Origin of the sequence: Streptomyces asoensis (genome assembly GCF_013085465.1) — a bacterium.
Classification (GTDB): Bacteria; Actinomycetota; Actinomycetes; order Streptomycetales; family Streptomycetaceae; genus Streptomyces; species Streptomyces cacaoi_A.
Map to the genome: position 1 here is coordinate 4407063 of NZ_CP049838.1, position 24441 is coordinate 4431503.

Genomic DNA, 24441 nt, shown 5'->3' on the forward strand with positions numbered 1-24441 from the left:
TTCGTAGGGCCATGACCACACACGCCGTCCAACTGACCTCCGTGAGCAGGCGATACGGTGCCGCGGGCACCGGGGTGACCGCGCTCGACGACGTCACCCTCACCCTCCCCCGGGGCTCCTTCACCGCCGTCATGGGGCCGTCCGGCTCGGGCAAGTCGACGCTGCTCCAGTGCGCCGCCGGGCTGGACCGGCCGACCTCGGGGTCGGTGCGGATCGGCGGTACCGAACTGACCGGGCTGAGCGAACGGCGGCTGACGCTGCTGCGCCGGGAACGGATCGGCTTCGTCTTCCAGTCGTTCAACCTGCTGCCCGCCCTCACCGCCGAGCAGAACGTCGCCCTCCCGCTGCGGCTCGCCGGCCGCCGCCCGCCCAGGGCACAGATCCGCGACGCCCTGCGGCAGGTCGGACTCGCCGACCGCGCGGGTCACCGCCCGGCTCGGCTCTCCGGCGGCCAGCAGCAACGCGTCGCCCTGGCCCGCGCCGTGATCACCCGCCCGGAGGTGTTGTTCGGCGACGAGCCGACCGGCGCGCTGGACTCCCGTACCGGCCGCGAGGTGCTGACCCTCCTGCGCTCCCTGGTCGACGAGGCCGGCCGCACGGTCGTCATGGTCACCCACGACCCGCTCGCCGCCTCCTACGCGGACCGGGTGGTCTTCCTGGTCGACGGCCGCGTCCACGGCGAACTCTGCGGCGCCGACGCGTCCGTGGAGGCGATCGCGACCCGGATGGCGGGGCTGGAGACCGCGGCCGACGGCGCCGCGCTCTCCCCGGCAGGTGCCGCGTGCTGAGCGTCGCGTGGCACACCCTGCGCGCCCGATGGGCCGCCTTCGTCGGCAGTTTCGTCGCCCTCGCGCTCGGCGTCGCGCTGCTCACCGTGATGGGACAGGCGCTGGCCGCGTCCCTGGATGCGCCGGTGCGCGCGCCGGAGCGGTTCGCGGCGGCGCCCGTGGTGGTCAGGGGCCAGGACACCCTGCGGGTGGCGACCCCCACCGGTGAGCGGACGAAGGAGCTGCCCCGGCCGCGCCCGGTGCCGGCCGAGGCCGTCGCCGCGCTCCGCGCGCTCGGCCCGGTCACCGAGGACCGCTCCTTCCCGGTCCGGACGTACGGCGCACCGGCCGCACCGGACGACCTGGTCGGCCACCCCTGGTCGACGGCCCGCTTCGCCCCCTACCGGCTGACCGCGGGCCGGGCCCCGGCGGCAACCGACGAGGTGGTGACGAGCGGTGACTGGGCGACCATAGGCACCCGACTGCGCACCGCGGACGGCCCGTTGCGCGTGGTCGGAACAGTCGAGACGGTCAGGACGATAAGCGAACCCGGACCCGGACCCGGACTCGAACACGGGCCCGGATCCGGCCCCGGCTTCGGCCCCGGCTTCGAGCACGCCGTGTTCTACCCGGACGCCCAAGCCGCCCGTCTCGCCCCGGAGTCGACCCAGTTGGTCGTGGAGGCGGACGCGGCGGCCGTACGGGCGGCGGTCACGGGCGAGGAGGGCGTACGGATCCTCACCGGGGACGCCCGCCGGCTGGCCGACGCCGACCCGGGCCGGGACGCCGAGGCCCTGACTGCGCTGAACGCCCTGTTCGGCACGGCGGGCGGCGTGACCGCCTTCGTGTCCGTCTTCGTCGTCGCCTCCACCTTCGCCTTCGCGGTCGACCGGCGGCGCCGCGAGTTCGGCCTGCTGCGCACCGCCGGGGCGACACCGGGCCAGATCCGGCGGACCGTTCTGGCGGAGGCTCTGCTGGTCGGCACGCTCGCCTCGGCGACGGGCTGCGTGCTGGGCACGTACGGCGCGCCGCTCCTGGCCGACCTGGTGGTCGACGGCGGGCTCGCGCCGAAGTGGTACGCGATCGGCGGCACATCGGCCGGGGTCTGGCCGTACCCTCTGGCCTTCTGGACGGGCCTGCTGGTCGCCCTGTGCGGTGCGCTCGCCGCGTCCTGGCGGGCCGGACGCACCGCCCCGGCCCAGGCGCTGCGCGAGGCCTCGGTGGACGGGCGCGCGCTGACCCCGGGACGGCGCGTGTGCGGTACGGCGCTGCTGCTCGCGGCGGTCGCGACCCTGGCGTACGCGCTGGTGACCGACCCGGGCGAGCTGCTGCACCGCAAGTCGTACATCAGCCGTCCGATGCTGCTCATCACGGCGGTGGCGCTGCTCTCGCCCCTGACGGTGCGTCCGCTGGTGCCCCGGCTGCCGGGCGCGGTGGGCCTGTTGGCGCGGGCCGGCGCGGTCGCGGCGGTCCGCCGTACCGCCGCGGTGGCCGCGCCCGTCCTGGTCACCGTCGCGCTCGCGGGCTCCCTGCTGGGCGCGACGGCCACGATCGGCGCGGCACGGGCGGCGGAGGTACGGCAGCAGACGGTCGCCGACTTCGTGGTGACCCCGCAGGACGGAACAACCCTGCGGACAGGGGCACTCGAGAAGCTCCGGCAGGTGCCCGGAACGATCGTGTCGGCCAGTTCCCCCACCGCCGTGTTCACGCTGGAGGACGGCGTGGCGCTGGTGAAGTCCGAGGCGCGGGCGGCCGATCCGGCGCTGCTCGACGCCACCGTACGGCTGCCGGTGACCGCGGGGCGGCTCGGCGACCTCGACGACGGGTCGATCGTCGTGACCGAGGAATGGGCGCGGCACCGGGTGGGACAACGGGTGCGGGTGTGGCTCGGGGACGGTACGCCGAAGACCCTCCGGATCGCCGCCGTACTGTCCATCGGCACCGGGGACAACGGTGCCTACGTCACCCCGGCCAACGCGGGCGGCGGGGGCGTGGACCGCGTGGACGTACGGGTGCGGGCGGGCGCCGACCCGACGGCGGTGGCGGCGCGGCTGCGGGCCGTCGACGGGGTGCGGGTGGTGGACAAGGCGCAGTGGGTGCGAGCCGCTCAGCCGCAGACCAACCGGACGACCCGGCTCGGCATGCTGCTCGTCCTGGGCATCGCGCTTCTCTACACCGGCATCTCGCTGGCCAACACCCTGGCCATGGCGGCGGCCGAACGCAGAGCCGACCTGACGGCCCTCCGGCTGGCCGGCGCCACAAGCGGCCAGATACTGCGACTGGCCGCCACCGAGGCACTGACCGCCGTAGCGGTAGGCGCGCTGCTGGGCCTCATCGTGACGGCCGTCAACCTGACCGGCCTGAGCGCCGCACTGCACCTGCTCTCGGCCCCGCCGACAATCGCCCTGCCCTGGCAGGCACTCACCTGGACAACAGCAGCATGCGCCCTGCTCGCCGTCACCACGGCACTGGCATCGACAACACCGGCACTACGCCGGCCCCGGCCGTGAACCACCGGACCTGTGGGGGATGGCGCGGAGTTGGTGACGGGGGAGGCCCTGCGCAGGCGTTCGGATGTCGGGTGGCCTGTGAGCGCGCCCCGCGCTCTACGGCTCACCCCACTCGGGGGACGCACATCATGCGGTGGGGGCAAACCAACTGGTCACGATCCCGAATCGCCCCCATGTGTTTGAGTGTGAGCGAATCTGACCGGATCCCAGTAGGTCGCGATTTGGCCGTATTCGACGATCAGGGGTGCAGACGGCCATCCACGCCCGATGGTGAGCTCGACCCGAGCCGGTGCCCTGAAGCGTCACCCCTCGAAAAGAAATGGGCTCGCCGGACTCCGAGTCGGTACGATCCGCCTGGCCATGAGTCGTTTTAGCGGCCCAAGACGTCGCACGGGGGTTCGCCCCTACGCGGAAACCCCGGTTCGAATCCGGGCCGTGGCCACACCCTTCCGCCGTCGATGTGCTCCCCCTGGGCTTCCGGCGCTGCGAAGCGCTCAGCCTCACCATCGAGGCGTCCACGGCCGTGCTGCCGCTTCCGGAGATCTGCTTTGCGGCTCTCCGGCTCGGGCAGAGGGAACGGGAGTTAACCAGGCAGGCGGCCGGCGAGCTGTGGTCGGACTTCGACTTCGTGTTCCGCACGCGCTACGGCACGCCGTTCGGACCCCGCACTTCAACCGCCGGTTCGTCGACCGCTCGACCCGGGCCGACGTCCGTCGGATCGGCCTCCTCGACACTCGGCACAGCAAGATCGCGGTGCCGATGGAGGTGTACACGCACGTGCCCTCGGAGGCCACCCGCCGGGCACTGCGCAAGCTCGGCAGGCACCTTGGGAACAAGATCCGGAGTAGTTGCCGTACTTCGCTGCTGTACGAGATGGCCAAAGCCCCGGTCGGGAATCCCGACCGGGGCTTTGAGCTGCGTGGACCTGTGGGGATTTGAACCCCAGACCCCCTCGATGCGAACGAGGTGCGCTACCAGACTGCGCCACAGGCCCTTGCAACGAGTGAAACTCTAGCATCCCGGTCGGCCTGCTTGGAAATCCGTTCCCCGAGGCCGGGCGGGGGGTGCCGGGGCTCTCATTCGTTGGCGGCCAGCGGTCGCTCGCCGTCCTCGTACTGGTCGAACAGCGGGGTGCGGCCGCGTTCGCGCGAGCGTCGGGCCGAGGCCGCGCGCCGGGCGTCGCTGCGCTCGTCGCCGTCCGCTCCCCTGTCCTCCGCGGGGTCCGCCTCCTCGCGTTCCCCGGCCGGTGCGTCCCCGGCGTCCGCCGCTTCGTGCTCCGGCGCCACCGAACTCGAGCGGGCCGAGCTCCAGGCGTCCGGCGCCCCGAGGTCCACGTCGGACGTCGCCCGGGGCGCGACCGGCGCGGTCACGTACGTCGGCAACGGAACCGGTACCGGGTCCCAGCTCTCACCGTGGCCGGGCCGGCGCTGCCGCTCGCGCTGCTGGTCGACCCACTCCGCGTGATCGGTCTGCTCGACGAGTGCCCTGCGGTCCGCGGCGAGCGCCAGCAGACCCGGGTCGGTCTCCGGCTCGGGGGCCGCGTGCGGCTCCTCTGCGCCGGCGTCGGGGCCGGCGTCGACGGACGAGGCGTTCGCCGAGGCGGGCGCGCGCCGGCGCGGCTGACGCTCCCGCAGCCGCTGCGCGGCGACCTCGGCGCGCCTGCGGTCCATCTGGAAGGCGAAGCGGCGTCGCTCCTGGGAGCGCAGGTACCCGATGTACGCGCTGAGCAGGACGGCAGGCACGCCGGGCGCCCACAGGAACGTGAGCCCGCCGACCGCCGCGACGATCGCGCCGAGCGTGAAGGCGAGGAAGAGCATCACGGTGGTGCGCCGACGGCGCGCGAGTGCCTTCGAGCGCTGGGCGCGCGCGGCGGACGCCTGCTCGGCGGGCGTCCGCCGGGCGACCGGCGCCCGTCGGCCGGCCGCAGCGGCGCCCCCTTCGCGTACGGATTCGCGTACGGGCTTGGCGCCCTGTTCACGGTGGTCGTGCGCGGGCTTGGCCGCCGGATCGCGCGCCGGTTCACGCGCTGCCTCCGGGCGCCCCGGCCCTCGTTCCTGGCCGCGCTCCTGGGATCGCTCCTGAGCTCGTTCCTGGCCGCGCTCATGAACCGGCACCTTCACCTGCGGGCGGGTCGGAGGCATGGCGAAGGACCGGACGTCCACCGATGCGGTGACGTCGTCCGGAACGTCGGCGTCGGACTCCCCCTCCTCGGTGGAGCGCGCCCGCAGGTCCTTGGCGTACCGGCGCTCCATTCCCGCCCGTCCGGACAGCAGCCGGATGGCGGTGCTGAAGCGTTCCGTCGGACGGGCCTCGTTCAGCTCGTCCTGCCTACGGAGCCACATAGGCACCAAGTAGGCGGCCCAGGCCCCGACAATGACTGCGTAGATGAGGCCGCTGCTGCTCACGCCTCACACGGTAGAGGGGTTTGCGTGAGGCCATCCGCCAATTGGGCCGGTGTGTCGCACGATCTGGCTGATATTTCGAACTTTTTTTGCGACCGGTGCGATCAACCGATCATTTTCGAACATCTATTCGGCTGGTCGGCTAATTCAATTGGACGCCTTCTGCGAGCGTGTGCGCCGCCACCGGTTCAGCAGGCCCTCCGGGACCTCCTCCGCCGTGAGCGCGAAGACGAGGTGGTCACGCCAGGCGCCGTCGATGTGGAGATAGCGCGGCCGCAGCCCTTCCTCACGGAATCCGAGTTTCTCCACGACCCGGCGGCTGGGCCCGTTCTCGGGCCGAATGCAGACCTCGATGCGGTGCAGTCCGACGGTGCGGAAACAGTGGTCCACGATGAGCGCCACGGCCGTCGGCATCACACCGCGGCCGGCCACCGACTCGTCCACCCAGTAGCCGACATGCCCGGAGCACATCGACCCCCAGGTGATCCCGGCGACCGTCAACTGCCCGACGAGCCGCCCCTGGTACTCGATCACGAACGGCAGCATCCGGCCCGCGTTCGCCTCGGACCGCAGATGCCGGACCATCTGGCGGTAGGTGGGCCGGTGGGCGATCGGCCCGCTGGGCGCGGGCGGCGGGATGGTCGCCTCCCAGGGGCGCAGCCAGTCCCGGTTGCGCCGGTTGACCTCGCGCCAGGCCCGCTGGTCGCGCAGCTTTATGGGCCGCAGGACGATGTCGCCCTCCACCAGTTCGACGGGCCAGGATGAGCTGTTCAGCTCGCACCTCCGTGGCTCGGTCTGGGGTGGTCGCCGCCACGGATCTGGTCGACGGCGTGGATCAGCAGGGGCTCCAGGACGGCCAGCCCGTCCTTCACCCCGCCGGTGGAGCCCGGCAGGTTGACGATCAGCGTGCCGCGCGCCACTCCGGCCAGGCCCCGGGAGAGCGCCGCGGTGGGCACCTTCTCCCGGCCGTACGCCCGGATGGCCTCGGCGATGCCCGGCACCTCGTGGTCGATCACCGCGCGGGTCGCCTCGGGCGTGCGGTCGGTGGGCGAGATACCGGTGCCGCCGGTGGTGACGACGGCGTCGTACCCGGCCTCGACGGCGGCCCGCAGCACCGCCTCCACCGGGTCCCCGTCGGGGACGACCTGCGGCCCGTCGACGGCGAAGCCGAAGCCGCGCAGGCCCTCGGCGATCAGCGGGCCGCCCCTGTCCTGGTAGACGCCGGCGGCGGCCCGGTTGGAAGCGGTCACGACCAGTGCGCTGTACGGAGCGAGCAGGGCACCGCCGACCGACCCGTCGAGTGTCATGCCCGGCTCCAGTCGCCCGACTTGCCGCCCGTCTTCTCCTCCACGCGCACGTCCGTGATGACCGCTCCCTTGTCGACCGCCTTCACCATGTCGATCACGGTGAGCGCGGCGACGGAGACCGCGGTGAGCGCCTCCATCTCGACGCCCGTGCGGTCCGTCGTCTTCACCGTGGCGGTGATCTCCACGGCGTCGTCCGCGACCGACACATCCAGTTTCACACCGGAGACGGCCAGGGGGTGGCACAGCGGGATCAGGTCCGGGGTGCGTTTGGCGCCCATGATGCCCGCGATCCGCGCGGTGGCCAGCGCGTCCCCCTTGGGTACCCCCTCGCCGCGCAGCAGCTCGACCACACGGGGCGAGACAAGGACCCGCCCGCTGGCACGCGCGGTGCGCGCGGTGACGTCCTTGCCGGAAACGTCGACCATGCGGGCGGCGCCCACGTCGTCGATGTGCGTCAGTCGGTCCTGCGTACTCATGGTGGTGTGGCGCTCCCGGTCCGGGCCTGTTGTGCGCGACACGGTACCCCCAACCAGGAGGACTCAGCCGAGGAGGACCACCTCGACGTCGGCGCCGGGCTCGACGGACTCCACGTCCTCGGGGACGACGATCAGCGAGTCGGCGTGCGCGAGGGCCGCGACCAGGTGGGAGCCGGCGCCCCCGACGGGCCGGACGGTGCCGTCGGCGTAGGTGGCGCGCAGGAACTGTCTGCGGCCCTTCGGCGAGGTCAGCGCCTTGTCGGCGACCAGCTTCGCGCGCGTGGTGGGCCGGTGGACGTCCTCGAGGCCCATGAGGGCACGGATGGCGGGGCGCACGAACAGCTCGAACGAGACGTACGACGACACCGGGTTGCCCGGCAGGGCCAGCAGAGGGATGTGGTCGGGGCCGATGGAACCGAAGCCCTGGGGCTTGCCCGGCTGCATGGCGAGCTTGCGGAACTCGACGCCGCTGCCCGCCTCGTCCTCGTCGCCGACGTGCTCCAGGGCCTCCTTGACGACGTCGTACGCCCCGACGCTCACCCCGCCGGTGGTGACGACGAGGTCGGCACGGACGAGCTGGTCCTCGATGGTGGAGCGGAGCGTGTCGGCGTCGTCGGCGACCGCGCCGACCCGGTAGGCGATGGCGCCGGCGTCCCGGGCGGCCGCGGTGAGGGCGAAGCTGTTGGAGTCGTAGATCTGGCCGCTGCCCAGCTCCTCGCCGGGCTGGACGAGTTCGCTGCCGGTGGACATCACGACCACGCGCGGGCGCGGGCGCACGCGTACGGCGCCCCGGCCGATCGCGGCGAGCAGGGCGATCTGGGGCGGTCCGAGGACGGTCCCGGCGTCGAGGGCGCGATCCCCCGCCTTCACGTCGCTGCCCTTCGCGCGTACGTGCGCGCGTGCCTCCGCGGGCCGGTACACGCGTACGTGCCCCGAGGCCTGCTCGGGGGCGAGGCTGCGGGCGCGCATCCCGCTGACCGGGCCCTCACCTAGTCCGCCGTCGGTCCACTCCACGGGGACCACGGCCTCGGCCCCGGCCGGGAGCGGGGCACCGGTCATGATCCGGGCGGCCTGGCCGGGTCCCACGTACAGCAGGTCGGCCGGCTGTCCCGCCGCGATGTCCCCCACGACGTCCAGCGCCGCCGGGAACTCCTCGCTCGCGCCCGCGACATCCGCGACCCGCACCGCGTACCCGTCCATGGAGCTGTTGTCGAAGGGCGGCAGCGAGACCGGCACCGTGACGTCGTCGACCAGGACGCAGCCCTGCGCGTCGGGCAGCTGGAGCTCGATGGGTTCCAGGGGACGGACGGTGGCGAGGATGTCCTCCAGGTGCTCGTCCACCGACCAGAGCTGGTCCTGGCCGGTGCGGCGGGGCGCGGCGGTGCTCAAAGTGGCTACATCTCCTCGGTGACGTAACTGCGAAGCCAGGACCGGAAGTCCGGACCCAGATCCTCACGTTCGCACGCGAGTCTGACAATGGCACGCAGGTAGTCGCCGCGGTCGCCGGTGTCATAGCGGCGGCCCTTGAAGACGACGCCGTGGACGGGGCCGCCGATCTTCTCGTCCTGCGCGAGCTGCTGGAGGGCGTCGGTGAGCTGGATCTCGCCGCCGCGGCCGGGCTCGGTCTGCCGCAGTATGCCGAACACGCTCGGGTCGAGGACGTAGCGTCCGATGATCGCGTAGTTCGACGGGGCGTCCGCCGGGTCCGGCTTCTCGACGAGGCCGATCACCTTGACCACGTCGCTGTCCACGGTGGCCTCCACGGCCGCACAGCCGTAGAGGTGGATCTGCTCGGGGGCGACCTCCATGAGCGCGACGACGCTGCCGCCGTGCCGCTCCTGCACCTCGATCATCCGCTGGAGCAGCGGGTCGCGGGGGTCGATCAGGTCGTCGCCCAGCAGGACGGCGAAGGGCTCCTGCCCGACGTGCGGGGCCGCGCACAGGACGGCGTGCCCGAGGCCCTTGGGGTCGCCCTGGCGCACGTAGTGCATGGTCGCGAGGTCGCTGGACTGCTGGACCTTGGCGAGCCGGGCGGCATCGCCCTTTTTCTGTAGGGCCGACTCGAGTTCGTAGTTGCGGTCGAAGTGGTCCTCGAGGGGGCGCTTGTTGCGGCCTGTGACCATGAGGACGTCGTCGAGGCCGGCGGAGACGGCCTCCTCGACCACGTACTGGATAGCCGGCTTGTCCACGACCGGCAGCATCTCCTTGGGAGTGGCCTTGGTCGCCGGCAGGAACCGGGTGCCGAGGCCGGCTGCGGGGATGACAGCCTTGCTGATCCTGGGGTGCGACTGCGTCATGTCGGCAACCTTATCCGGTGACTTTGAGAGGGATCTGTGGCTCTGGTTAATTGATGATCATATGAACGCATTGGAGCGGTGTGGGAGAAGTGCAGGAGCGACATATGAGCCACCTCGAAGGCGGACCAGAGTCTGACAAACCTATGTTGCGCCGAGGGTTCGTCGCCGTGAGAAACAGGTTGACGCCCGATGACGTGCGCGCGGCGGCCGTCGCCCTGGCCGAGCGGGCCCTGGAGCTGCCCGAGTTGACGCACGCGCGCACGGTGGCGGCGTACGTCTCCGTGGGTACCGAGCCCGGCACCCTGGCGCTGCTGGACGCGCTGCGCGCGCGGGGCGTGCGCGTGCTGCTGCCCGCGCTGCTGCCCGACAACGACCTGGACTGGGGCGCCTACACCGGCGAAGGCGCTCTCGCGCGGGTCCTGCACGGCGGGAAGATGGCCCTCCTGGAGCCGGCCGGCGAGCGCCTCGGCCCGGACGCCGTGACGGCCGCCGACGTGGTGCTGCTGCCGGGACTGGCGGTCGACGCGCGCGGCATGCGCCTGGGGCGCGGCGGCGGATCGTACGACCGCGTGCTGGCCCGGCTGGCGGACTCCGGGGCCCACCCCTCGCTGGTGGTGCTCCTGTACGACGCCGAGGTCGTCGAGCACGTCCCCGGAGAGGCGCACGACCGGCCGGTGCACGCGGTGGTGACCCCGACGAGCGTGCGCCGGTTCACCTGACATACGCGCCCTCATGCGGAAGGGGCCCTCCACGCGCGCGTGGAGGGCCCCTTCCGGACGGTCGGCAGCTCAGGGTTTGAGTACCAGGGTGTCGCTGGTGCTGTCGTCGACCGCCTTCTTCGAGAAGGACCAGTCGAGCAGTTCACCGTCGGCCCACTTGCTCGTCTGGTCGGTGTAGTGAGCGCTGAAGGCGTGCCCCGAGGCTCCGGTGAGGTTGATCCACTTCGACTTGTCGAGGTCGTCGAGGTTGACCACCATCCGCATCGACGGCACCCATACGACGCCGTAGCCGCCGGCCGCGTTCCAGCCGGTCGCGTTGACCGTCGCCTCGCCGCCGCCGAGCTTCCACGGGCCGCGGTTGAGGATGTACTGGAGGAAACCGGGGCCGCTGGTGCCCAGGGTCTGGTTCTTCAGGAACAGGCGGTGCAGCCGACCCCAGCTCCAGGTGTCGATGTCCTTGCCGAGCTTGGCGGTCAGCTCCCAGCGGGCGTCGATCATGGCACGCTCGAACAGCTTGTCGCGGTCGTGGTCGGCCTCGGGACGGGTACCCGAGGCGGGCGTCGTCCACCAGTCGCTGTCCGTCTTCGTCATGAGGTTGCGCACGACCTCGAACCAGCGGTCGCCGCCGTCCGGCTGCGCCTGGTCGGCGTCGCGCTGACCGCACTCGCGAACCTTCTCGGTGTCGTCGACCGGGCCGGTGGTGTTGACCGGATCGACCCACAGGCACTGGTCCTCGACGCGCAGCTCCTTGGGCAGCTTGTTGCCGAAGGCCAGCTTGAGGATGTTGCGCCAGACCGCGTTGAAGTAGGCGGCCGCGGCCGAGTCGGCGTCCTGGGTGAAGTCCCAGTTCTCCAGCAGCTTCTGCGCCTCGCGGACATCCGGGTCGTCGAGATTGAGCTTCTTCAGCACGGGCACGAGCAGCTTCGCGATCTCACTGTCGTCGTCCAGCTGCATCTGGCGCATGTCGTCGGTGGAGATCTTGCCGCCGCCCTTGATCTTGCTCTTGATCAGGTCGGTGATCCGCTGGCTGCGTGCGCCGTAGCCCCAGTCCGTGGTGAGCGTGTAGGGGTACTTGTCCTTGTCGACCACGGCCTGGTTGGCGGTGACGATGTAGCCGCGGTCGGGGTCGTACTCGTAGGGCAGCTCATCGAAGTCGATGTCGCCCTTCCACTTGTACTTGGAGTCCCAGCCCGGCGCCGGGATCGAGCCGTCGACGCCCTTCGCGCGCGTGGGGATCTTTCCGGGCAGCTGGTAGCCGATGTGGTTCGAGGTGTCGGCGTAGACGAGGTTCTGCGAGGGCACGTCGAATTTCTCGGCAGCCTTGCGGAAGCTGTCCCAGTCCTTCGCCTTGTCGAGGGCGAAGACGGCGTCCATGGAGGTGCCGGCGGTCAGCGCGGTCCACTTCAGGGCGACGCCGTAGCCGTCGCCTCGGTCGGGCGCCGCGGTGTCGTCGGTGTCGACGGTGGCCTTCTTGCCGACGTCGATGAGTTCGTCGTCACGGTCGGACAGAAGGGGCATCCCGTCCTCGGTCTGCCGGACGACGATCTTCTTGGACTCGCCGCCGGCGACCTTGATGGTCTCCTCGCGCGTGACGAACGGCTTCACCTTGCCGTCGTACTCGTAGCCGTCTTCCCCGGAGAGCTTCTCCAGATAGAGGTCGGTGACGTCGACGCCGGAATTGGTCATGCCCCAGGAGATGGTCTGGTTGTGGCCGATGATCACACCGGGCATGCCCGCAAAGGTATAGCCGGAGACGTCGTACTGGCACTTGCTGGAGACGGCACGGCAGTGCAGGCCCATCTGGTACCAGACGGACGGCAGTGACGCCGACAGGTGCGGGTCGTTGGCCAGCAGCGGCTTATTGGTGATCGTGTTCTTGCCGGCGACGACCCAGGAGTTCGAGCCGATGCCGTTGCCGTTCACACCGACGGCCGTGGGCAGGTCGTCCAGGACGTTGTAGAGGCCCGAGAGCTGGCTCTGGAGGGCCGAGCCTTCCGTACCGCCCGAGGACGAGTCCGAGGACGTGCCCGTGCCGTCCGTGGAGCTGTCGTCGGAGTCGCTCTGGCCGTCGCTCTGCTCGAACGTCTTGGTCAGCTCGTCGTACTGGCCGTCCTGGACGATCGCCTGGTTCCGGTCGTACGGGTACTGCGGGTACAGCTCGGCGATCTGGGCCGGGCCGAGACGGCTGGTCATCAGGGCGCGGTCGATCTCGTCCTGCATGTTGCCGCGCAGGTCCCAGGCCATCGCCTTCAGCCAGGAGACCGAGTCGACCGGGGTCCACTCGGTGGGCTTGTAGTCGTTGGTGAATCCCAGAGCCGCGTACTCCAGGGAGATGTCGGCGCCGTCCTTGCCCTTGAGGTAGGCGTTGACCCCCTTGGCGTAGGCCTGGAGGTACTTCTTCGTGTCGGCCGACAGCTCGCTGTCGTACTCCTTCTTGGCGACACGGTCCCAGCCCAGGGTGCGCAGGAACTCGTCGTTGTCGACCTGGCTCTTGCCGAACATCTCCGACAGTCGCCCGGAGGTCATGTGCCGGCGTACGTCCATCTCGTAGAACCGGTCCTGCGCCTGGACATAGCCCTGCGCCATGAACAGGTCTTCGTCGGAGTCCGCGTAGATCTGCGGGATGCCGTAGCCGTCCCGCTTCACGTCGACGGGCCCGGTCAGGCCCTCGAGTGTGATCGAACCCTTGGTCTGCGGGAAGGACGCGCGGACGGTACTGATGGACCAGTAGGCGCCGTAGGCGATGCCTCCGATGATGGCCAGCACCAGCACAAGCACGATCAAACGGGCTTTGCGCCCCTTCTTCCTGCCGGACTTGCCGGGCTTGTCACCCGATGTGGCGGTGGTGTTGGGGGGCATCGCTGTCCTTGCTGTCCTAACGCGAGCGGCAGGCGGTCCTGGAGTGCTGGAGCAACCATAGGCGCAGGGCCTTGTGCCACTTGACGCGGAGTCGGGTACCGGTACGGAGGGATGGTCGATCTTCCCTCGCCGAGCGTCAAGAAATCGTCAAGAGTTAGGTAAGGTAACGAAGTAGTTGGGCCCGAAGCTCGCAGCTTCGTGTCCGATGTATCCGAAGCACATGTGCGCCCGCGCGCAAGCCGCGCGCGCCGGTGAAGGGAACCGCCGCTGACTGTCCACCACCTCAACCAGCTCCTGCTCGTCTGCTCGCTCGTCCTGCTCGTCGCCGTCGCAGCGGTCCGGATCTCCTCGCGCAGCGGGCTCCCCAGCCTGCTCGTCTACGTGGGCATCGGCGTCCTCATGGGCCAGGACGGCATCGGCAACATCCACTTCGACAATGCCGAGATGACCCAGGTCATCGGCTACGCCGCCCTGGTCGTGATCCTCGCCGAGGGCGGTCTGGGCACGAAGTGGAAGGAGATCGAACCGGCCCTGCCGTCCGCCACGGCGCTGGCACTGGCCGGCGTCGCGGTCAGCGTCGGCGTCACAGCCACGGCCGCGCACTTCGTGACCGGGCTGGAGTGGAGACAGGCGCTGATCATCGGCGCGGTGGTGTCCTCGACCGACGCGGCGGCGGTCTTCTCCGTCCTGCGCAAGATCCCCCTCCCCTCGCGCGTGACGGGCACCCTGGAGGCCGAGTCCGGCTTCAACGACGCCCCGGTGGTCATCCTGGTCGTCGCCTTCTCCACGGCGGGCCCTGTCGAGCACTGGTACGTGCTGGTGGGCGAGATAGCGCTGGAGCTGGCCATCGGCGCCGCCATCGGCCTCACGGTCGGCTGGCTGGGCTCCTGGGGCCTCAGGCACGTCGCGCTGCCCGCCTCCGGCCTCTACCCGATCGCCGTCATGGCGATCGCGGTCACCGCATACGCGGCGGGCTCCCTGGCGCACGGCAGCGGCTTCCTGGGCGTCTATCTCGCCTCGATGGTCATGGGCAACGCGAAACTGCCGCACTGGCCCGCCACCCGCGGGTTCGCCGACGGCCTCGGCTGGATCGCCCAGATCGGCATGTTCGTGCTGCTCGGTCTCCTGGTGACCCCGCACGAGCTGGGCGACGACGTACTGCCTGCGCTCCTCATCGGCCTGGTGCTGACCATGGTGGCCCGCCCGCTCAGCGTCGTGCTGTGCCTGACGCCGTTCCGGGTGCCCTGGCAGGAGCAGACGCTGATGTCCTGGGCCGGGCTGCGCGGCGCCGTCCCCATCATCCTGGCGACGATCCCCATGGTGAACGGCGTCGACGGCAGCCGCCGCATCTTCAACATCGTCTTCGTCCTGGTCGTCGTCTACACCCTGATCCAGGGGCCGACGCTGCCCTGGCTGGCGCGCAAACTGCGCCTGGGCGGGGATCCCGAGGCCGCCGACCTCGGCGTCGAGTCGGCGCCCCTGGAGCGGCTGCGCGGGCATCTGCTGTCCGTGGCGATCCCCGAGGGGTCGAAGATGCACGGCGTCGAGGTCAACGAGCTACGGCTGCCGGCCGGGGCGGCCGTCACCCTCGTCGTGCGCGACGGGACATCGTTCGTGCCGCTGCCGACGACCGTGCTGCGACACGGCGACGAACTCCTCGTCGTCGCCACCGACCCGGTCCGCGACGCGGCCGAACGGCGACTGCGCGCCGTCGGGCACGGCGGCAAGCTCGCCGGATGGCTGGGCACGGGCGGCAGCGCGCGTTAAGTGCATGTTTCGCACCGTTCACACCCCCTTCATTCGGAGGCGGCCAGCCTTATGGTGCTCATTTTCACAGGGATGACGCACCTTGATCCCTGTACGATGAAGGCACACCTTGATCGAACCAACTCTGCCTGACGCAGAGCTGGCGCGACCGTATGGCGGCCGGGACACCTCGTGCGGCGAGCACCGGCATCTACCGCAGCACGCGCAAGAGGACAGCTCTCGGCGCCCCCGCCCAACCGGACGGGGTCGCGCTACCAGGCGGCAGAAAGGCACGGGCCGTGGCATCCACGGTCACCACCGAGCCGTCGAAGGACTCGTCGGCCTCCTCCCGCCCGGGATACGGGCAGCTGCTGCGCACCCGTGGCGCCTGGACGTTCCTGCTGCCCGGCTTCGCGGCCCGCCAGCCGTTCGCGATGCTCACCATCTCCATCGTGCTGCTCGTGCAGCACACCACCGGCTCGTACGGCGCGGCCGGTGCCGCCGCGGCCGTCACCGGTGTCTCCATGGCGCTGTGCGCGCCCTACAGCGGGCGGCTCGCCGACCGCTACGGGCAGCGCGCGGTGCTGATCCCCGGCGTGCTCCTGCACACGCTGTCGGGCCTCACCCTCACCGTGCTCGCCCTGACCCACGCACCCCTGTGGACGGTGTTCGCGGCGGCCGTGCCCACGGGCGCCTCGGTGCCGCAGATCGGGCCCATGGTGCGGGCCCGCTGGGGTGCGCGGCTGAAGGGCTCGCCCCTGATGACCACCGCGGCGGCCTTCGAGTCCGTCACCGACGAGCTCACCTTCGTCTTCGGCCCGCTGCTGGCGACCGCCCTGTGCACCGCCGTGAACCCGGCCGCCGGCCTGGTCACCGAGGCCGCGCTGACCCTGCTCGGCGGCCTGCTGTTCGCCGCGCGCAAGAGCACGCAGCCCCAGGTCGCCGTCGCCGGGCACGCGCGCGTGGAGCACGCCTCGGCTCTGCGCGTCCCCGGTGTGCGCGTGCTGATCGTGGCCTTCCTGGGCATCGGCACCGTCTTCGGAGGCATGCAGGTCTCGCTGGCCGCGTTCACCGAGTCCATCGGCGAGCCCGGCCTGAACGGCGTCCTGTACGGCACCTTCGCCGCAGGCAACATGCTCTCCGGCCTGGTCTGCGGCGCCATCGCCTGGAAGGTCGCCCCGCGGCGACGCCTGGTCGTCTCCTATGCCGCGCTGGCGCTCGTCGCCTCCGGCCTGTGGGCAGCGCACTCGGTGCTCGTCCTGGCGGGCCTCGGCCTCCTGGTCGGCATGTGCATCGCGCCCGCGCTGATCACCGGCTACACGCTGGTCGATGACCTGGTCCCGGCCGGCGCCCGCACCGAGGCGTTCACCTGGCTGACGGGCGCGGTCGCGCTCGGGCAGGCGGCCGCCGTCACGATCGCCGGACAGCTGGAGGACCGCTTCTGGGGCGGCGCCGGTTTCCTGGTGCCCATGGGGGGCACCGTGCTGGCCCTGGTGACCCTGCTGGCGCTGCGTTCACGGCTGGAGACGCGCCCCCGCGCGCGTACCGTCGCACGTGGCGTCGGTCACCGCGTGCCGGTGACAGTGGACTGATCCCCCGGAATACGTCAAGATAGACCGTCGTTAGCACTCACTGAGTGAGAGTGCCAGGAGGAAGACAGTGCCGACCTACCAGTACCAGTGCACCGAGTGCGGCGAGGGCCTCGAGGCGGTGCAGAAGTTCACCGACGATGCCCTGACCGAGTGCCCCAACTGCGGTGGCCGCCTCAAGAAGGTGTTCTCGGCCGTCGGCATCGTCTTCAAGGGCTCCGGCTTCTACCGCAACGACAGCCGCGGTTCCTCGTCGAGCAGCTCGCCGGCGTCGTCCTCGAAGTCGTCGACGTCCGGCTCCGACTCGAAGCCGTCGACCTCGACGTCCTCGACCTCGGACTCGAAGTCGTCGAGCACCGGCACCTCGAGCGGCAGCAGCTCAGCCGCGTAAGGCTCGCTCACAGGACCCTGTCGTCGTACGACGACGGGGTCTTCGGCGTTCCCGGGGCGGTTAGGGTGCGACGCATGGCGAACCAGGCGAACGCAGAGATCGGTGTGATCGGCGGCTCCGGCTTCTACTCGTTCCTCGACAACGTGACCGAGCTCCAGGTCGACACCCCCTACGGACCGCCCAGCGACTCGCTCTTCCTCGGCGAGATCGCCGGCCGGCGGGTCGCCTTCCTGCCCCGGCACGGACGCGGGCACCATCTGCCGCCCCACCGGATCAACTACCGGGCCAACCTGTGGGCGCTGCGCTCGGTCGGGGCGCGCCAGGTCCTCGGTCCGTGCGCGGTGGGCGGTCTGCGCCCGGAGTACGGGCCCGGCACGCTGCTCGTGCCCGATCAGCTGGTCGACCGCACGAAGTCGAGGAGCGCAACGTACTTCGACGGGCTGCCCCTGCCCGACGGCACGGTGCCCAACGTGGTGCATGTGTCCCTGGCCGACCCCTACTGCCCCGCGGGACGCTCGGCGGCCCTGAAGGCGGCGCGTGGCCGGGAGTGGGAGCCGGTGGACGGCGGGACTCTGGTGGTGATCGATGGGCCGCGGTTCTCGACCCGTGCCGAGTCGTTGTGGCACCAGGCGCAGGGTTGGTCTGTGGTGGGCATGACGGGTCACCCGGAGGCCGCGCTCGCCCGTGAACTCGAGCTCTGCTACACGTCGTTGAATCTGGTCACCGATCTGGACGCGGGCGCCGAGAGCGGTGAGGGCGTGTCGCACGAGGAGGTGCTGCGGGTATTCGCGGCGAACGTGGACCGGCTGCGGGGCGTGCTGTTCGACGCGGTGGCCGCGCTGCCCTCCGACGGCGAGCGGGACTGCCTGTGCGCGAACGCGCTGGGCGGGCTGAATCCCGGGTTCGAGCTGCCGTAGCGGGTGCGGGGGAGAGGCGGAAAAGGGGGCCTCGGGCGCGGAAGTTCTCCTTCGAGTGAGGGAGTTGTCCACAACCCGGCGGTGGTCCACCGGCTCCGGCGAGCGGCGGCGCGAAGGCTCATCGTGGCTTCGCAAACCCGTTCCTCCTCGCAGGTGGTGATCCCGTGTCCGACTCGCTCGTTCCTCCCTCTCCTCTCCCCCCGCTTCCTCCGCTTCCTCCGCTCCCCTCGCCCGCCCCGTCCCCTCTCCCCTTCGCGGCGCGCCCACCCGGCACGGACGCTCCGGCCACCTGCGAGGTGCCGCCCTTCGCTCCCGTGCGGGTCCGTCCCAGCCGGTACCGGCTGGGACGGCTCGTAAGGAGCAGGCGGCGGGCCCTCGCCCTGGGTCTCGCCATCACTGCCGCCGCGCTCGTGGCGTCCGGCCCACGGGACGGTGATCCGGGCCACGGACATCCCGGTGCGACTGCGCGCGCGGACTCGGGCGGGGGCTCGCACCCCCGCGCGCATGCTCCACTACGCGCCCCTGCGCACAGCCCTCGCGCCGGGGAGAAGGTGACGGCGCCGGTACGGATCGCCGACGCGGCCACGGTCCGACTGCTGCGCCCCGGTGACCGGGTAGATGTCATCGCCGCCGAGCCGACGACGCTGGGCGGTGTGGGCGGCGCGGGCGGCGACGCCCATGTGGTCGCGCGCGGGGCACTCGTGACAAAGGTGCCGGAGCCGCTGGACACCGACACGGCTGCCGGCACGGCTGACGACGGGGCGCTGGTCGTCCTGTCGGTGCCCCGGTCCACCGCCGCGCGTCTGGCGGGGGCGAGTGCGACGGCTCGGCTGGCGGTGACCCTGTGGTGACGTCAAGTCCCTCGCCCGAGGGACCGAATTGGACACGCCCACCTGGCGTTGACGTAGGTTGCGGAGCTGTTTGTTCCACAACCTGTACATGTGAGGAGTGTCCCCGAGGTGAGCGAAGAGAAGGCAAGCGTCTGGCAGGGCTTCAAGGCCTTCCTGATGCGTGGCAACGTCGTCGATCTGGCAGTCGCGGTGGTGATCGGCGCGGCCTTCACGAACATCGTCAACTCGGTGGTGAAGGGAATCATCAACCCGCTCATCGGAGCGGTCGGTACCAAGAACCTGGACAGCTACAGCGCCTGCCTCAAGGGCCCCTGCACCGGCACGGGGGACAGCGCGACGGGCGTCCGGATCCTGTGGGGGTCCGTCCTCGGCGCGACGCTCACCTTCGTGATCACTGCTGCGGTCGTGTACTTCCTGATGGTCCTGCCCATGTCGAAGTATCTGGCGAAGATGGAGGCCCGCAGGAAGGCCAAGGAGGGCACGCAGGAGATCATCGAGCTGACCGAGCTGGAGGTGCTCAAGGAGATCCGCGACGAGCTGGTCGCCCAGCGGGGCTCGGGGCGCAGCGAGCGGTAGAAGCCCTCGACGGGGCCCTGCGGGCGGTGCTCCGCCAGGGCTCCCGGGCCTGCCGGACCGGGCCGGCCCGTCGGGTTCAGACGTGGTGGGGCGGCTTCTCGTCGAGGAAGCGCTTCAGGTCGGCGACACTGTCGCCCTCGGCGGACGGCCGCTCGCCCCAACCGCGGTCGGTGTCGTCCGAGGACTGCCGGTCCAGCGGGTCGTCGAAGATCAGCGCGGACTTCGGGTCGCGCGGCTCGGAGGCGGAAGGGGTGCTCATCCCTCCAGAGTACGGCCCCGGCACCCGCTCGGGTCAGGGCCCGGCCGCCGGCCTCGCACCCCGCGAGACCGCGGATTCCGCACAAGATTTTCCGCCGGTTGTCTGCTGTGCTGGTACCCATGACGTCCAGTACGCCCCCGTCGGCCTCTCCCCCGCCCTCCGGGAGCCCCGTCTCCCCGGCGCCCACCCGCTTGAAGCCGCTGCGCAGTCTGACCGCGCGCGGGAAGGGCGAGACGCATCGGGTCGCCTCGCCGCTCGAGCTCCTCTTCGACCTGTGCTTCGTCGTGGCCATCGCCCAGGCGGGCATCCAACTGGTGCACGCCGTGGCCGAGTCCCACGCGGGCGAGGGAATCCTCAACTACGCGATGGTCTTCTTCGCCATCTGGTGGGCCTGGATGAACTTCACCTGGTTCGCGTCGGCGTACGACAACGACGACGTCCTGTACCGGATCGTCACGCTGGTGCAGATCGCCGGGGTCCTGGTGCTGGCGGCGGGCATCTCGCGGGCGTTCGAGGACCACGAGTTCGTGGCCGTCTGGTTGGGCTACGCGATCATGAGGTTCGCGCTGAGCTCGCAGTGGCTGCGAGTCGCGTGGTCCGCCGAGGGCGCGGAGCGGACGATGGCGCTGCGGTACGCGGCGGGCGTGCTGATCTGCCAGATCGGCTGGCTGGGGCTGCTGATTCTGCCCGAGGGCGGCAGGGCGTGGCTGTTCCTGGTGATGGCGCCGCTGGAGATGTGCGTGCCGATCTATGCGGAGAAGGACCACCCGACGTCCTGGCATCCGCATCACATCGCCGAGCGCTACGGGCTGTTCACGATCATCGTGCTGGGCGAGGCGATCGCGGCGGCGACGGTCGCCGTGAAGTCCGGCATCGACGAGAACGACGCGCTGGGCGAGCTGCTGCCGATCGCGACGGGTGGGCTGTTGATCGTCTTCGCCGCCTGGTGGATCTACTTCGTGGTGCCCATCCATGGGCATCTGCGCTCCAGCAAGCAGGCGTTTCTGTGGGGCTACGGGCACTACGTCGTCTTCGCCTCGGCCGCCGCGATCGGGGCGGGTCTGGAGGTGGCGGTCGAGCAGGCGGTCGGCGAGGCCCATATCTCGACGCTCGCCGCGTCGGCCGCGGTCACCCTGCCGACGGCGCTGTACCTGCTGGCGGTCTGGGTCCTGCACGCACGCCACTTCAAGGTGGGCCTGGCCCAGCAGTTGGTGCTGCCCGTCGCCGCGCTGCTGGTGATCTGCTGCACCTTCCTCGGCGAGTGGGCGGTCCTCACGGCCGGCCTGGTGTCGGCGCTGGCGGTGGCGACCGGGACGACCTTGACGGCGCGCCTGGTCGCGCGGGAGTCACGGGAGAGCCCCGCGCGAGCTTCGAGCGCGGTGATGTGACGGGGCGTGACACCGCCACGCACGACGCGGGTCGGGCGAGACTGACCCCCATGACAGTTGACGCTCTGACGGACGTCGCCGGTGTACGCGTGGGACACGCCACGCGGACCGGCGACGGTTGGCTCACCGGCACCACGGTCGTCCTCGCGCCGGAGGGCGGTGCCGTGGCCGCCGTGGACGTACGCGGCGGTGGTCCCGGCACGAAGGAGACCGACGCCCTCGATCCACGCAATGTGGTGCAGCGGGTCGAGGCGATCGTGCTGACCGGCGGCAGCGCCTATGGGCTGGACGCGGCGTCCGGCGTGATGGCCTGGCTGGAGGAGCAGGGGCGCGGGGTTCTCGTCGGCACGGAGCCGACGCACGTCGTGCCGGTGGTGCCCGCCGCCTGCGTCTTCGACCTGGCGCGGGGCGGCGACTTCCGGGCCCGTCCTGACGCCGCCACCGGCCGGGCGGCCGTGGAGGCGGCCGCGGCGAGCGCTGTGGGGGCTCGGGTGCGGGAGGGATGCGTGGGCGCGGGGACGGGCGCCGCTGTCGGGCCGATGAAGGGCGGGGTCGGCAGCGCGAGCGTGCTTCTCGACTCGGGGATCACGGTGGCCGCGCTGGTGGTGGCCAACGCGGCGGGGTCGGTGACGGATCCGGAGACGGGCGTGCTGTACGGGGAGTTGTTCCAGGGGCGTGCGGAGTATCCAGAGGCCCGCGTGCATGAGAGCGCGCGCTGGCGTCTCGCCGAGATCACGGCGAAGAACGCGCCTCCCCTGCTCAACACCACGCTCGCGGTGGTCGCCACCGACGCGGACCTGACGAAGGCACAGGCGCAGAAGGTGGCGGGCACGGCGCACGACGGAATCGCGCGGGCCGTGCGTCCGGTGCATCTGCTCAACGACGGGGACACCGTCTTCACGCTGGCGACGGGCGCGCGCCCGCTCGACCCCGACCACCCGCTCGCTCTGAACGACATCCTCGCGGCGGGCGCGGAGGTGGTGACGCGCGCGATCGTACGGGCCGTGCGCGCCGCCGAGTCGGTGTCCGGGCCGGGCGGGGCGTGGCCGTCGTACGAGGAGTTGTACGGGGGCCGGTGACACCGCGGGCCGGGGAGGGCGATTGTCCCGGTTCCGTCACGTGATGGTGCCAACGGCGACCGGAGGGAACCCCACCGGCCGTGGGATCCCTCCTTCTCCACGTACCAGAGCGGATCACTCACATCACACGAAGCTGGAGCAGCCCGTGACAACGGCGGACATAGCAGTGCGGCGCGCGGTCGGAGCCTGTGCCGTCCTGGTGGTCGGTGCCCTGACCCTGACCGCCTGCGGGGGCAGCGCCAACGCCAAGGACAAGGACGGGGACGCCAAGGGCGGCGCAAGCAGCGTCAAGACGTCCACGGCGAAGATCGTCATCTCGGCGAAGGACGGTTCGGCGAGCGCGTCGATCAACGCGACCGGCGTGAAGGTGAGCGACGGCCGGCTCACCGAGGTGAAGATGACGGTGGCCGGCTCGGGGCAGGCCGTCGAGGGCTCTCTGTCGGCCGACGGCAGCAGCTGGAAGCCGAAGGATCAGCTGGAGCGCGGGACGAAGTACCAGATATCGGCGACCGCGAAGGATGCGAACGGCAAGACGGCCGCCGCCAACTCCATCTTCACCACCGTCTCTTCGGCCAACAGCTTCATAGGGACGTACACGCCGGACAACGGCACCACGGTCGGCGTCGGAATGCCGGTGTCGTTCACCTTCGACAAGACCATCAGCGACACGAAGGCCGTGCAGTCGCACATCACGGTCACCTCCAGCAGCGGCCAGCAGGTGGTCGGGCACTGGTTCGGGGCACAGCGGCTCGACTTCCGTCCCGAGGAGTACTGGAAGGCCGGCTCCAAGGTGACGATGAAGATCGACCTGGACGGGGTCGAGGGCGCCAACGGCGTGTACGGGGTGCAGAAGAAGACGGTGACCTTCACCATCGGGCGGTCGCAGGTGTCCACGGTCGACGTCAACACGCAGACCATGACGGTGATGCGGGACGGACAGACCCTGAAGACGGTTCCGATCTCGTCGGGCAGCCCGGAGCACACGACGTACAACGGGCAGATGGTGATCTCCGAGAAGTTCACGCAGACCCGCATGAACAGCCGGACGGTGGGCCTGGGCGGTGAGTACGACATCCCGGACGTGCCGCACGCGATGCGCCTGACGCAGTCCGGCACCTTCATCCACGGCAACTACTGGTACAACAGGGGCAATCCGCCCTTCGGTCGCACCGGCACCAGCCACGGCTGCGTGGGGCTCGCGGACGCACAGGGCGCGCAGGGTGACACGCCCGCCAAGTGGTTCTACGACGAGTCGCTGATCGGCGATGTGGTGATCGTCAAGAACTCCCCCGACAAGACGGTGTCTCCGGACAACGGGCTCAACGGGTGGAACATGTCCTGGTCCGAGTGGACCGCGGGGAGCACCGCCTGATCGCCGGAGATGCCCTCTGACCGGCGATTTCTGATGGGCCGTCGGGCCGTGCGGGAATTTTTCGTGCGGCCCTGACGTTTTCACGGCGTACGTTTTCTCGGTTCCCGGACATGATGTCCGACCGAGGGGCTACGGTATGCACCCACAAGGTGACATGCAGCAACGCCGGGAGAAACCTTGAGCGTTCCGTACGAGACGACAGCGTACGAACCAGCCGAGTCGCCCGAGTCTCCGGAGGAGCACCTCGCGCGACTGCTCGGTCGCGCCCTGAACTCGTTCGAGCTGCCCGACGAAGCCCTGCGGCGGCTCGACTGCGCACTCGCGCATGACAGCTCCCTGCACTCCGCGCACCACAGCGCGGGCCTGCACCGGGAGACGTACCGGCACACCTGGCTGCTGGCCGACGGCTGCGCGCTCACGCTGTGGGAGCTCGTGCACAACACCGCGCCGGGCAGCGAGCCGCAGCACGAGGTGTACGTCGACGAGGAGGAGCTGCGGGCCGCCACGGCCCGGCTGCCACTGCCGTCGGACACTCCGGACTTCGAACTGCCGGTGCTGGTGCAGCTGTCGCCGATCCCCGGGCCCCGGCACGTGTACGTGCCGGACGACTCTGCGGACCACGCGCGCAGACTGCTGCGCCGCGCGGAGAACCCCGACCGGCCGGACGCGGACACGGCCGCACTGCTGAAGTCGGCGTTCGCGCACCAGATCACCCAGGCTTTCGGGCGCCCCTGCCGCGCGGGCCGGATCGGACTGGGCTACTCGCTCTACGAGCACGCGTTCCTGCTGCGGGACGGCCGGGAGATCTCCCTGTGGGAGGTCGAGCACACGGCGACGCCCGACGGGCGGCACATGTGCGAGGTGTACGTGTCCGAGGCCGCGGCCCGGGACGCGATGGAACGCCGGGCGGCGCAGGTCTCCTGAGGCGTTCAGCGG

21 protein-coding genes and 1 tRNA gene are annotated in these 24441 nt (G+C 70.9%); 13 read left to right on the forward strand and 9 right to left on the reverse strand.

The features are described 5' to 3' along the window. Window positions 1-11 precede the first annotated feature (11 nt). Together G9272_RS19575 and G9272_RS19580 are read left to right on the forward strand one after the other, a co-directional pair. The gene (locus G9272_RS19575) at window positions 12-788 is read left to right on the forward strand and encodes an ABC transporter ATP-binding protein (RefSeq protein WP_171397792.1); all 777 of its coding nucleotides are present in this window, start codon (window positions 12-14) and stop codon (window positions 786-788) included. Next, the gene (locus G9272_RS19580) at window positions 782-3277 is read left to right on the forward strand and encodes an ABC transporter permease (RefSeq protein WP_171397793.1); all 2496 of its coding nucleotides are present in this window, start codon (window positions 782-784) and stop codon (window positions 3275-3277) included. Before G9272_RS19575 ends, G9272_RS19580 begins: the two co-directional genes overlap by 7 nt. Window positions 3278-4197: 920 nt before the next feature. Here G9272_RS19580 and G9272_RS19585 read toward each other — a convergent pair. From G9272_RS19585 to galU, 7 genes are all read right to left on the reverse strand, one after another. After that, window positions 4198-4271 (reverse strand) — tRNA-Ala (locus tag G9272_RS19585). Window positions 4272-4353: 82 nt separating this feature from the next. After that, window positions 4354-5682, reverse strand: coding sequence for a divisome protein SepX/GlpR (gene sepX / locus G9272_RS19590; RefSeq protein ID WP_171397794.1), 1329 nt, complete (start codon window positions 5680-5682; stop codon window positions 4354-4356). 144 nt (window positions 5683-5826) lie between these two features. Next, entirely contained in the window at window positions 5827-6423 is a 597-nt protein-coding gene (locus tag G9272_RS19595) for a GNAT family N-acetyltransferase (protein WP_020128382.1), read from the reverse strand. Window positions 6424-6449: 26 nt separating this feature from the next. Then, the gene (locus G9272_RS19600; protein WP_171397795.1) at window positions 6450-6986 is read right to left on the reverse strand and encodes a MogA/MoaB family molybdenum cofactor biosynthesis protein; all 537 of its coding nucleotides are present in this window, start codon (window positions 6984-6986) and stop codon (window positions 6450-6452) included. Next, the gene (moaC, locus tag G9272_RS19605; RefSeq protein WP_020128380.1) at window positions 6983-7462 is read right to left on the reverse strand and encodes a cyclic pyranopterin monophosphate synthase MoaC; all 480 of its coding nucleotides are present in this window, start codon (window positions 7460-7462) and stop codon (window positions 6983-6985) included. The genes G9272_RS19600 and moaC overlap by 4 nt, the downstream gene beginning before the upstream one ends. 63 nt (window positions 7463-7525) lie before the next feature. Then, on the reverse strand, window positions 7526-8851 hold the full coding sequence (glp, locus tag G9272_RS19610) for a molybdotransferase-like divisome protein Glp (RefSeq protein ID WP_171397796.1): 1326 nt from the start codon (window positions 8849-8851) through the stop codon (window positions 7526-7528). Between the two features lie 5 nt (window positions 8852-8856). Continuing rightward, window positions 8857-9759, reverse strand: coding sequence for a UTP--glucose-1-phosphate uridylyltransferase GalU (galU, locus tag G9272_RS19615; RefSeq protein ID WP_171397797.1), 903 nt, complete (start codon window positions 9757-9759; stop codon window positions 8857-8859). Window positions 9760-9863: 104 nt separating this feature from the next. Here galU and G9272_RS19620 point away from each other — a divergent pair, with 104 nt between their 5' ends. Continuing rightward, window positions 9864-10478: a 5-formyltetrahydrofolate cyclo-ligase gene (locus tag G9272_RS19620; RefSeq protein WP_171397798.1), complete on the forward strand. Its 615-nt coding sequence runs from the start codon at window positions 9864-9866 to the stop codon at window positions 10476-10478. 69 nt (window positions 10479-10547) lie between these two features. Here G9272_RS19620 and G9272_RS19625 read toward each other — a convergent pair whose 3' ends face one another. Next, window positions 10548-13337 carry a penicillin acylase family protein gene (locus G9272_RS19625; protein WP_171397799.1) on the reverse strand — a complete coding sequence of 930 codons (2790 nt, stop codon included), beginning with the start codon at window positions 13335-13337 and terminating at the stop codon, window positions 10548-10550. Between the two features lie 267 nt (window positions 13338-13604). Here G9272_RS19625 and G9272_RS19630 point away from each other — a divergent pair, with 267 nt between their 5' ends. The 6 genes from G9272_RS19630 (at window position 13605) to mscL (ending at window position 19407) form a co-directional block, all read left to right on the forward strand. Beyond that, window positions 13605-15104, forward strand: coding sequence for a potassium/proton antiporter (locus G9272_RS19630; RefSeq protein WP_171402069.1), 1500 nt, complete (start codon window positions 13605-13607; stop codon window positions 15102-15104). 278 nt (window positions 15105-15382) lie between these two features. After that, window positions 15383-16675 carry an MFS transporter gene (locus G9272_RS19635; RefSeq protein WP_171397800.1) on the forward strand — a complete coding sequence of 431 codons (1293 nt, stop codon included), beginning with the start codon at window positions 15383-15385 and terminating at the stop codon, window positions 16673-16675. Between the two features lie 67 nt (window positions 16676-16742). Then, window positions 16743-17063 (forward strand): FmdB family zinc ribbon protein, encoded by a 321-nt coding sequence (locus G9272_RS19640; protein ID WP_171397801.1) that lies wholly within the window; start codon window positions 16743-16745, stop codon window positions 17061-17063. Between the two features lie 74 nt (window positions 17064-17137). Beyond that, the gene (locus G9272_RS19645) at window positions 17138-17980 is read left to right on the forward strand and encodes an S-methyl-5'-thioadenosine phosphorylase (RefSeq protein ID WP_171397802.1); all 843 of its coding nucleotides are present in this window, start codon (window positions 17138-17140) and stop codon (window positions 17978-17980) included. A gap of 296 nt (window positions 17981-18276) precedes the next feature. Continuing rightward, entirely contained in the window at window positions 18277-18831 is a 555-nt protein-coding gene (locus tag G9272_RS19650; protein ID WP_171397803.1) for an RcpC/CpaB family pilus assembly protein, read from the forward strand. A 108-nt stretch (window positions 18832-18939) separates the two neighbouring features. Beyond that, window positions 18940-19407 (forward strand): large conductance mechanosensitive channel protein MscL, encoded by a 468-nt coding sequence (gene mscL / locus G9272_RS19655; protein WP_171397804.1) that lies wholly within the window; start codon window positions 18940-18942, stop codon window positions 19405-19407. 76 nt (window positions 19408-19483) lie between these two features. Here the strand turns inward: mscL and G9272_RS19660 are convergent, their stop codons facing one another. Beyond that, window positions 19484-19666 carry a hypothetical protein gene (locus tag G9272_RS19660; protein WP_171397805.1) on the reverse strand — a complete coding sequence of 61 codons (183 nt, stop codon included), beginning with the start codon at window positions 19664-19666 and terminating at the stop codon, window positions 19484-19486. A gap of 119 nt (window positions 19667-19785) precedes the next feature. On the opposite strand from G9272_RS19660, the gene G9272_RS19665 reads away from it, so the two are divergent. The 4 genes from G9272_RS19665 to G9272_RS19680 all read left to right on the forward strand — a co-directional run bounded on the left by G9272_RS19665 (window position 19786) and on the right by G9272_RS19680 (window position 24429). Continuing rightward, complete coding sequence (locus G9272_RS19665) at window positions 19786-21054, forward strand: low temperature requirement protein A (protein WP_171397806.1); 1269 nt, start codon at window positions 19786-19788, stop codon at window positions 21052-21054. A gap of 50 nt (window positions 21055-21104) precedes the next feature. Continuing rightward, entirely contained in the window at window positions 21105-22133 is a 1029-nt protein-coding gene (locus tag G9272_RS19670; RefSeq protein WP_171397807.1) for a P1 family peptidase, read from the forward strand. 145 nt (window positions 22134-22278) lie between these two features. After that, entirely contained in the window at window positions 22279-23505 is a 1227-nt protein-coding gene (locus G9272_RS19675) for a L,D-transpeptidase (RefSeq protein WP_171397808.1), read from the forward strand. 177 nt (window positions 23506-23682) lie between these two features. Continuing rightward, entirely contained in the window at window positions 23683-24429 is a 747-nt protein-coding gene (locus G9272_RS19680; RefSeq protein ID WP_171397809.1) for a DUF6227 family protein, read from the forward strand. Window positions 24430-24441 lie beyond the last annotated feature (12 nt).

Coding starts and splice junctions, on each gene's coding strand:
- G9272_RS19600 (WP_171397795.1), bottom strand. CDS start 6,986: ATGACACTCGACGGGTCGGTCGGCGGTGCCCTGCTCGCTCCGTACAGC.
- moaC (WP_020128380.1), bottom strand. CDS start 7,462: ATGAGTACGCAGGACCGACTGACGCACATCGACGACGTGGGCGCCGCC.
- G9272_RS19625 (WP_171397799.1), bottom strand. CDS start 13,337: ATGCCCCCCAACACCACCGCCACATCGGGTGACAAGCCCGGCAAGTCC.
- G9272_RS19665 (WP_171397806.1), top strand. CDS start 19,786: ATGACGTCCAGTACGCCCCCGTCGGCCTCTCCCCCGCCCTCCGGGAGC.
- G9272_RS19660 (WP_171397805.1), bottom strand. CDS start 19,666: ATGAGCACCCCTTCCGCCTCCGAGCCGCGCGACCCGAAGTCCGCGCTG.
- G9272_RS19670 (WP_171397807.1), top strand. CDS start 21,105: ATGACAGTTGACGCTCTGACGGACGTCGCCGGTGTACGCGTGGGACAC.
- galU (WP_171397797.1), bottom strand. CDS start 9,759: ATGACGCAGTCGCACCCCAGGATCAGCAAGGCTGTCATCCCCGCAGCC.
- G9272_RS19620 (WP_171397798.1), top strand. CDS start 9,864: ATGAGCCACCTCGAAGGCGGACCAGAGTCTGACAAACCTATGTTGCGC.
- G9272_RS19575 (WP_171397792.1), top strand. CDS start 12: ATGACCACACACGCCGTCCAACTGACCTCCGTGAGCAGGCGATACGGT.
- G9272_RS19645 (WP_171397802.1), top strand. CDS start 17,138: ATGGCGAACCAGGCGAACGCAGAGATCGGTGTGATCGGCGGCTCCGGC.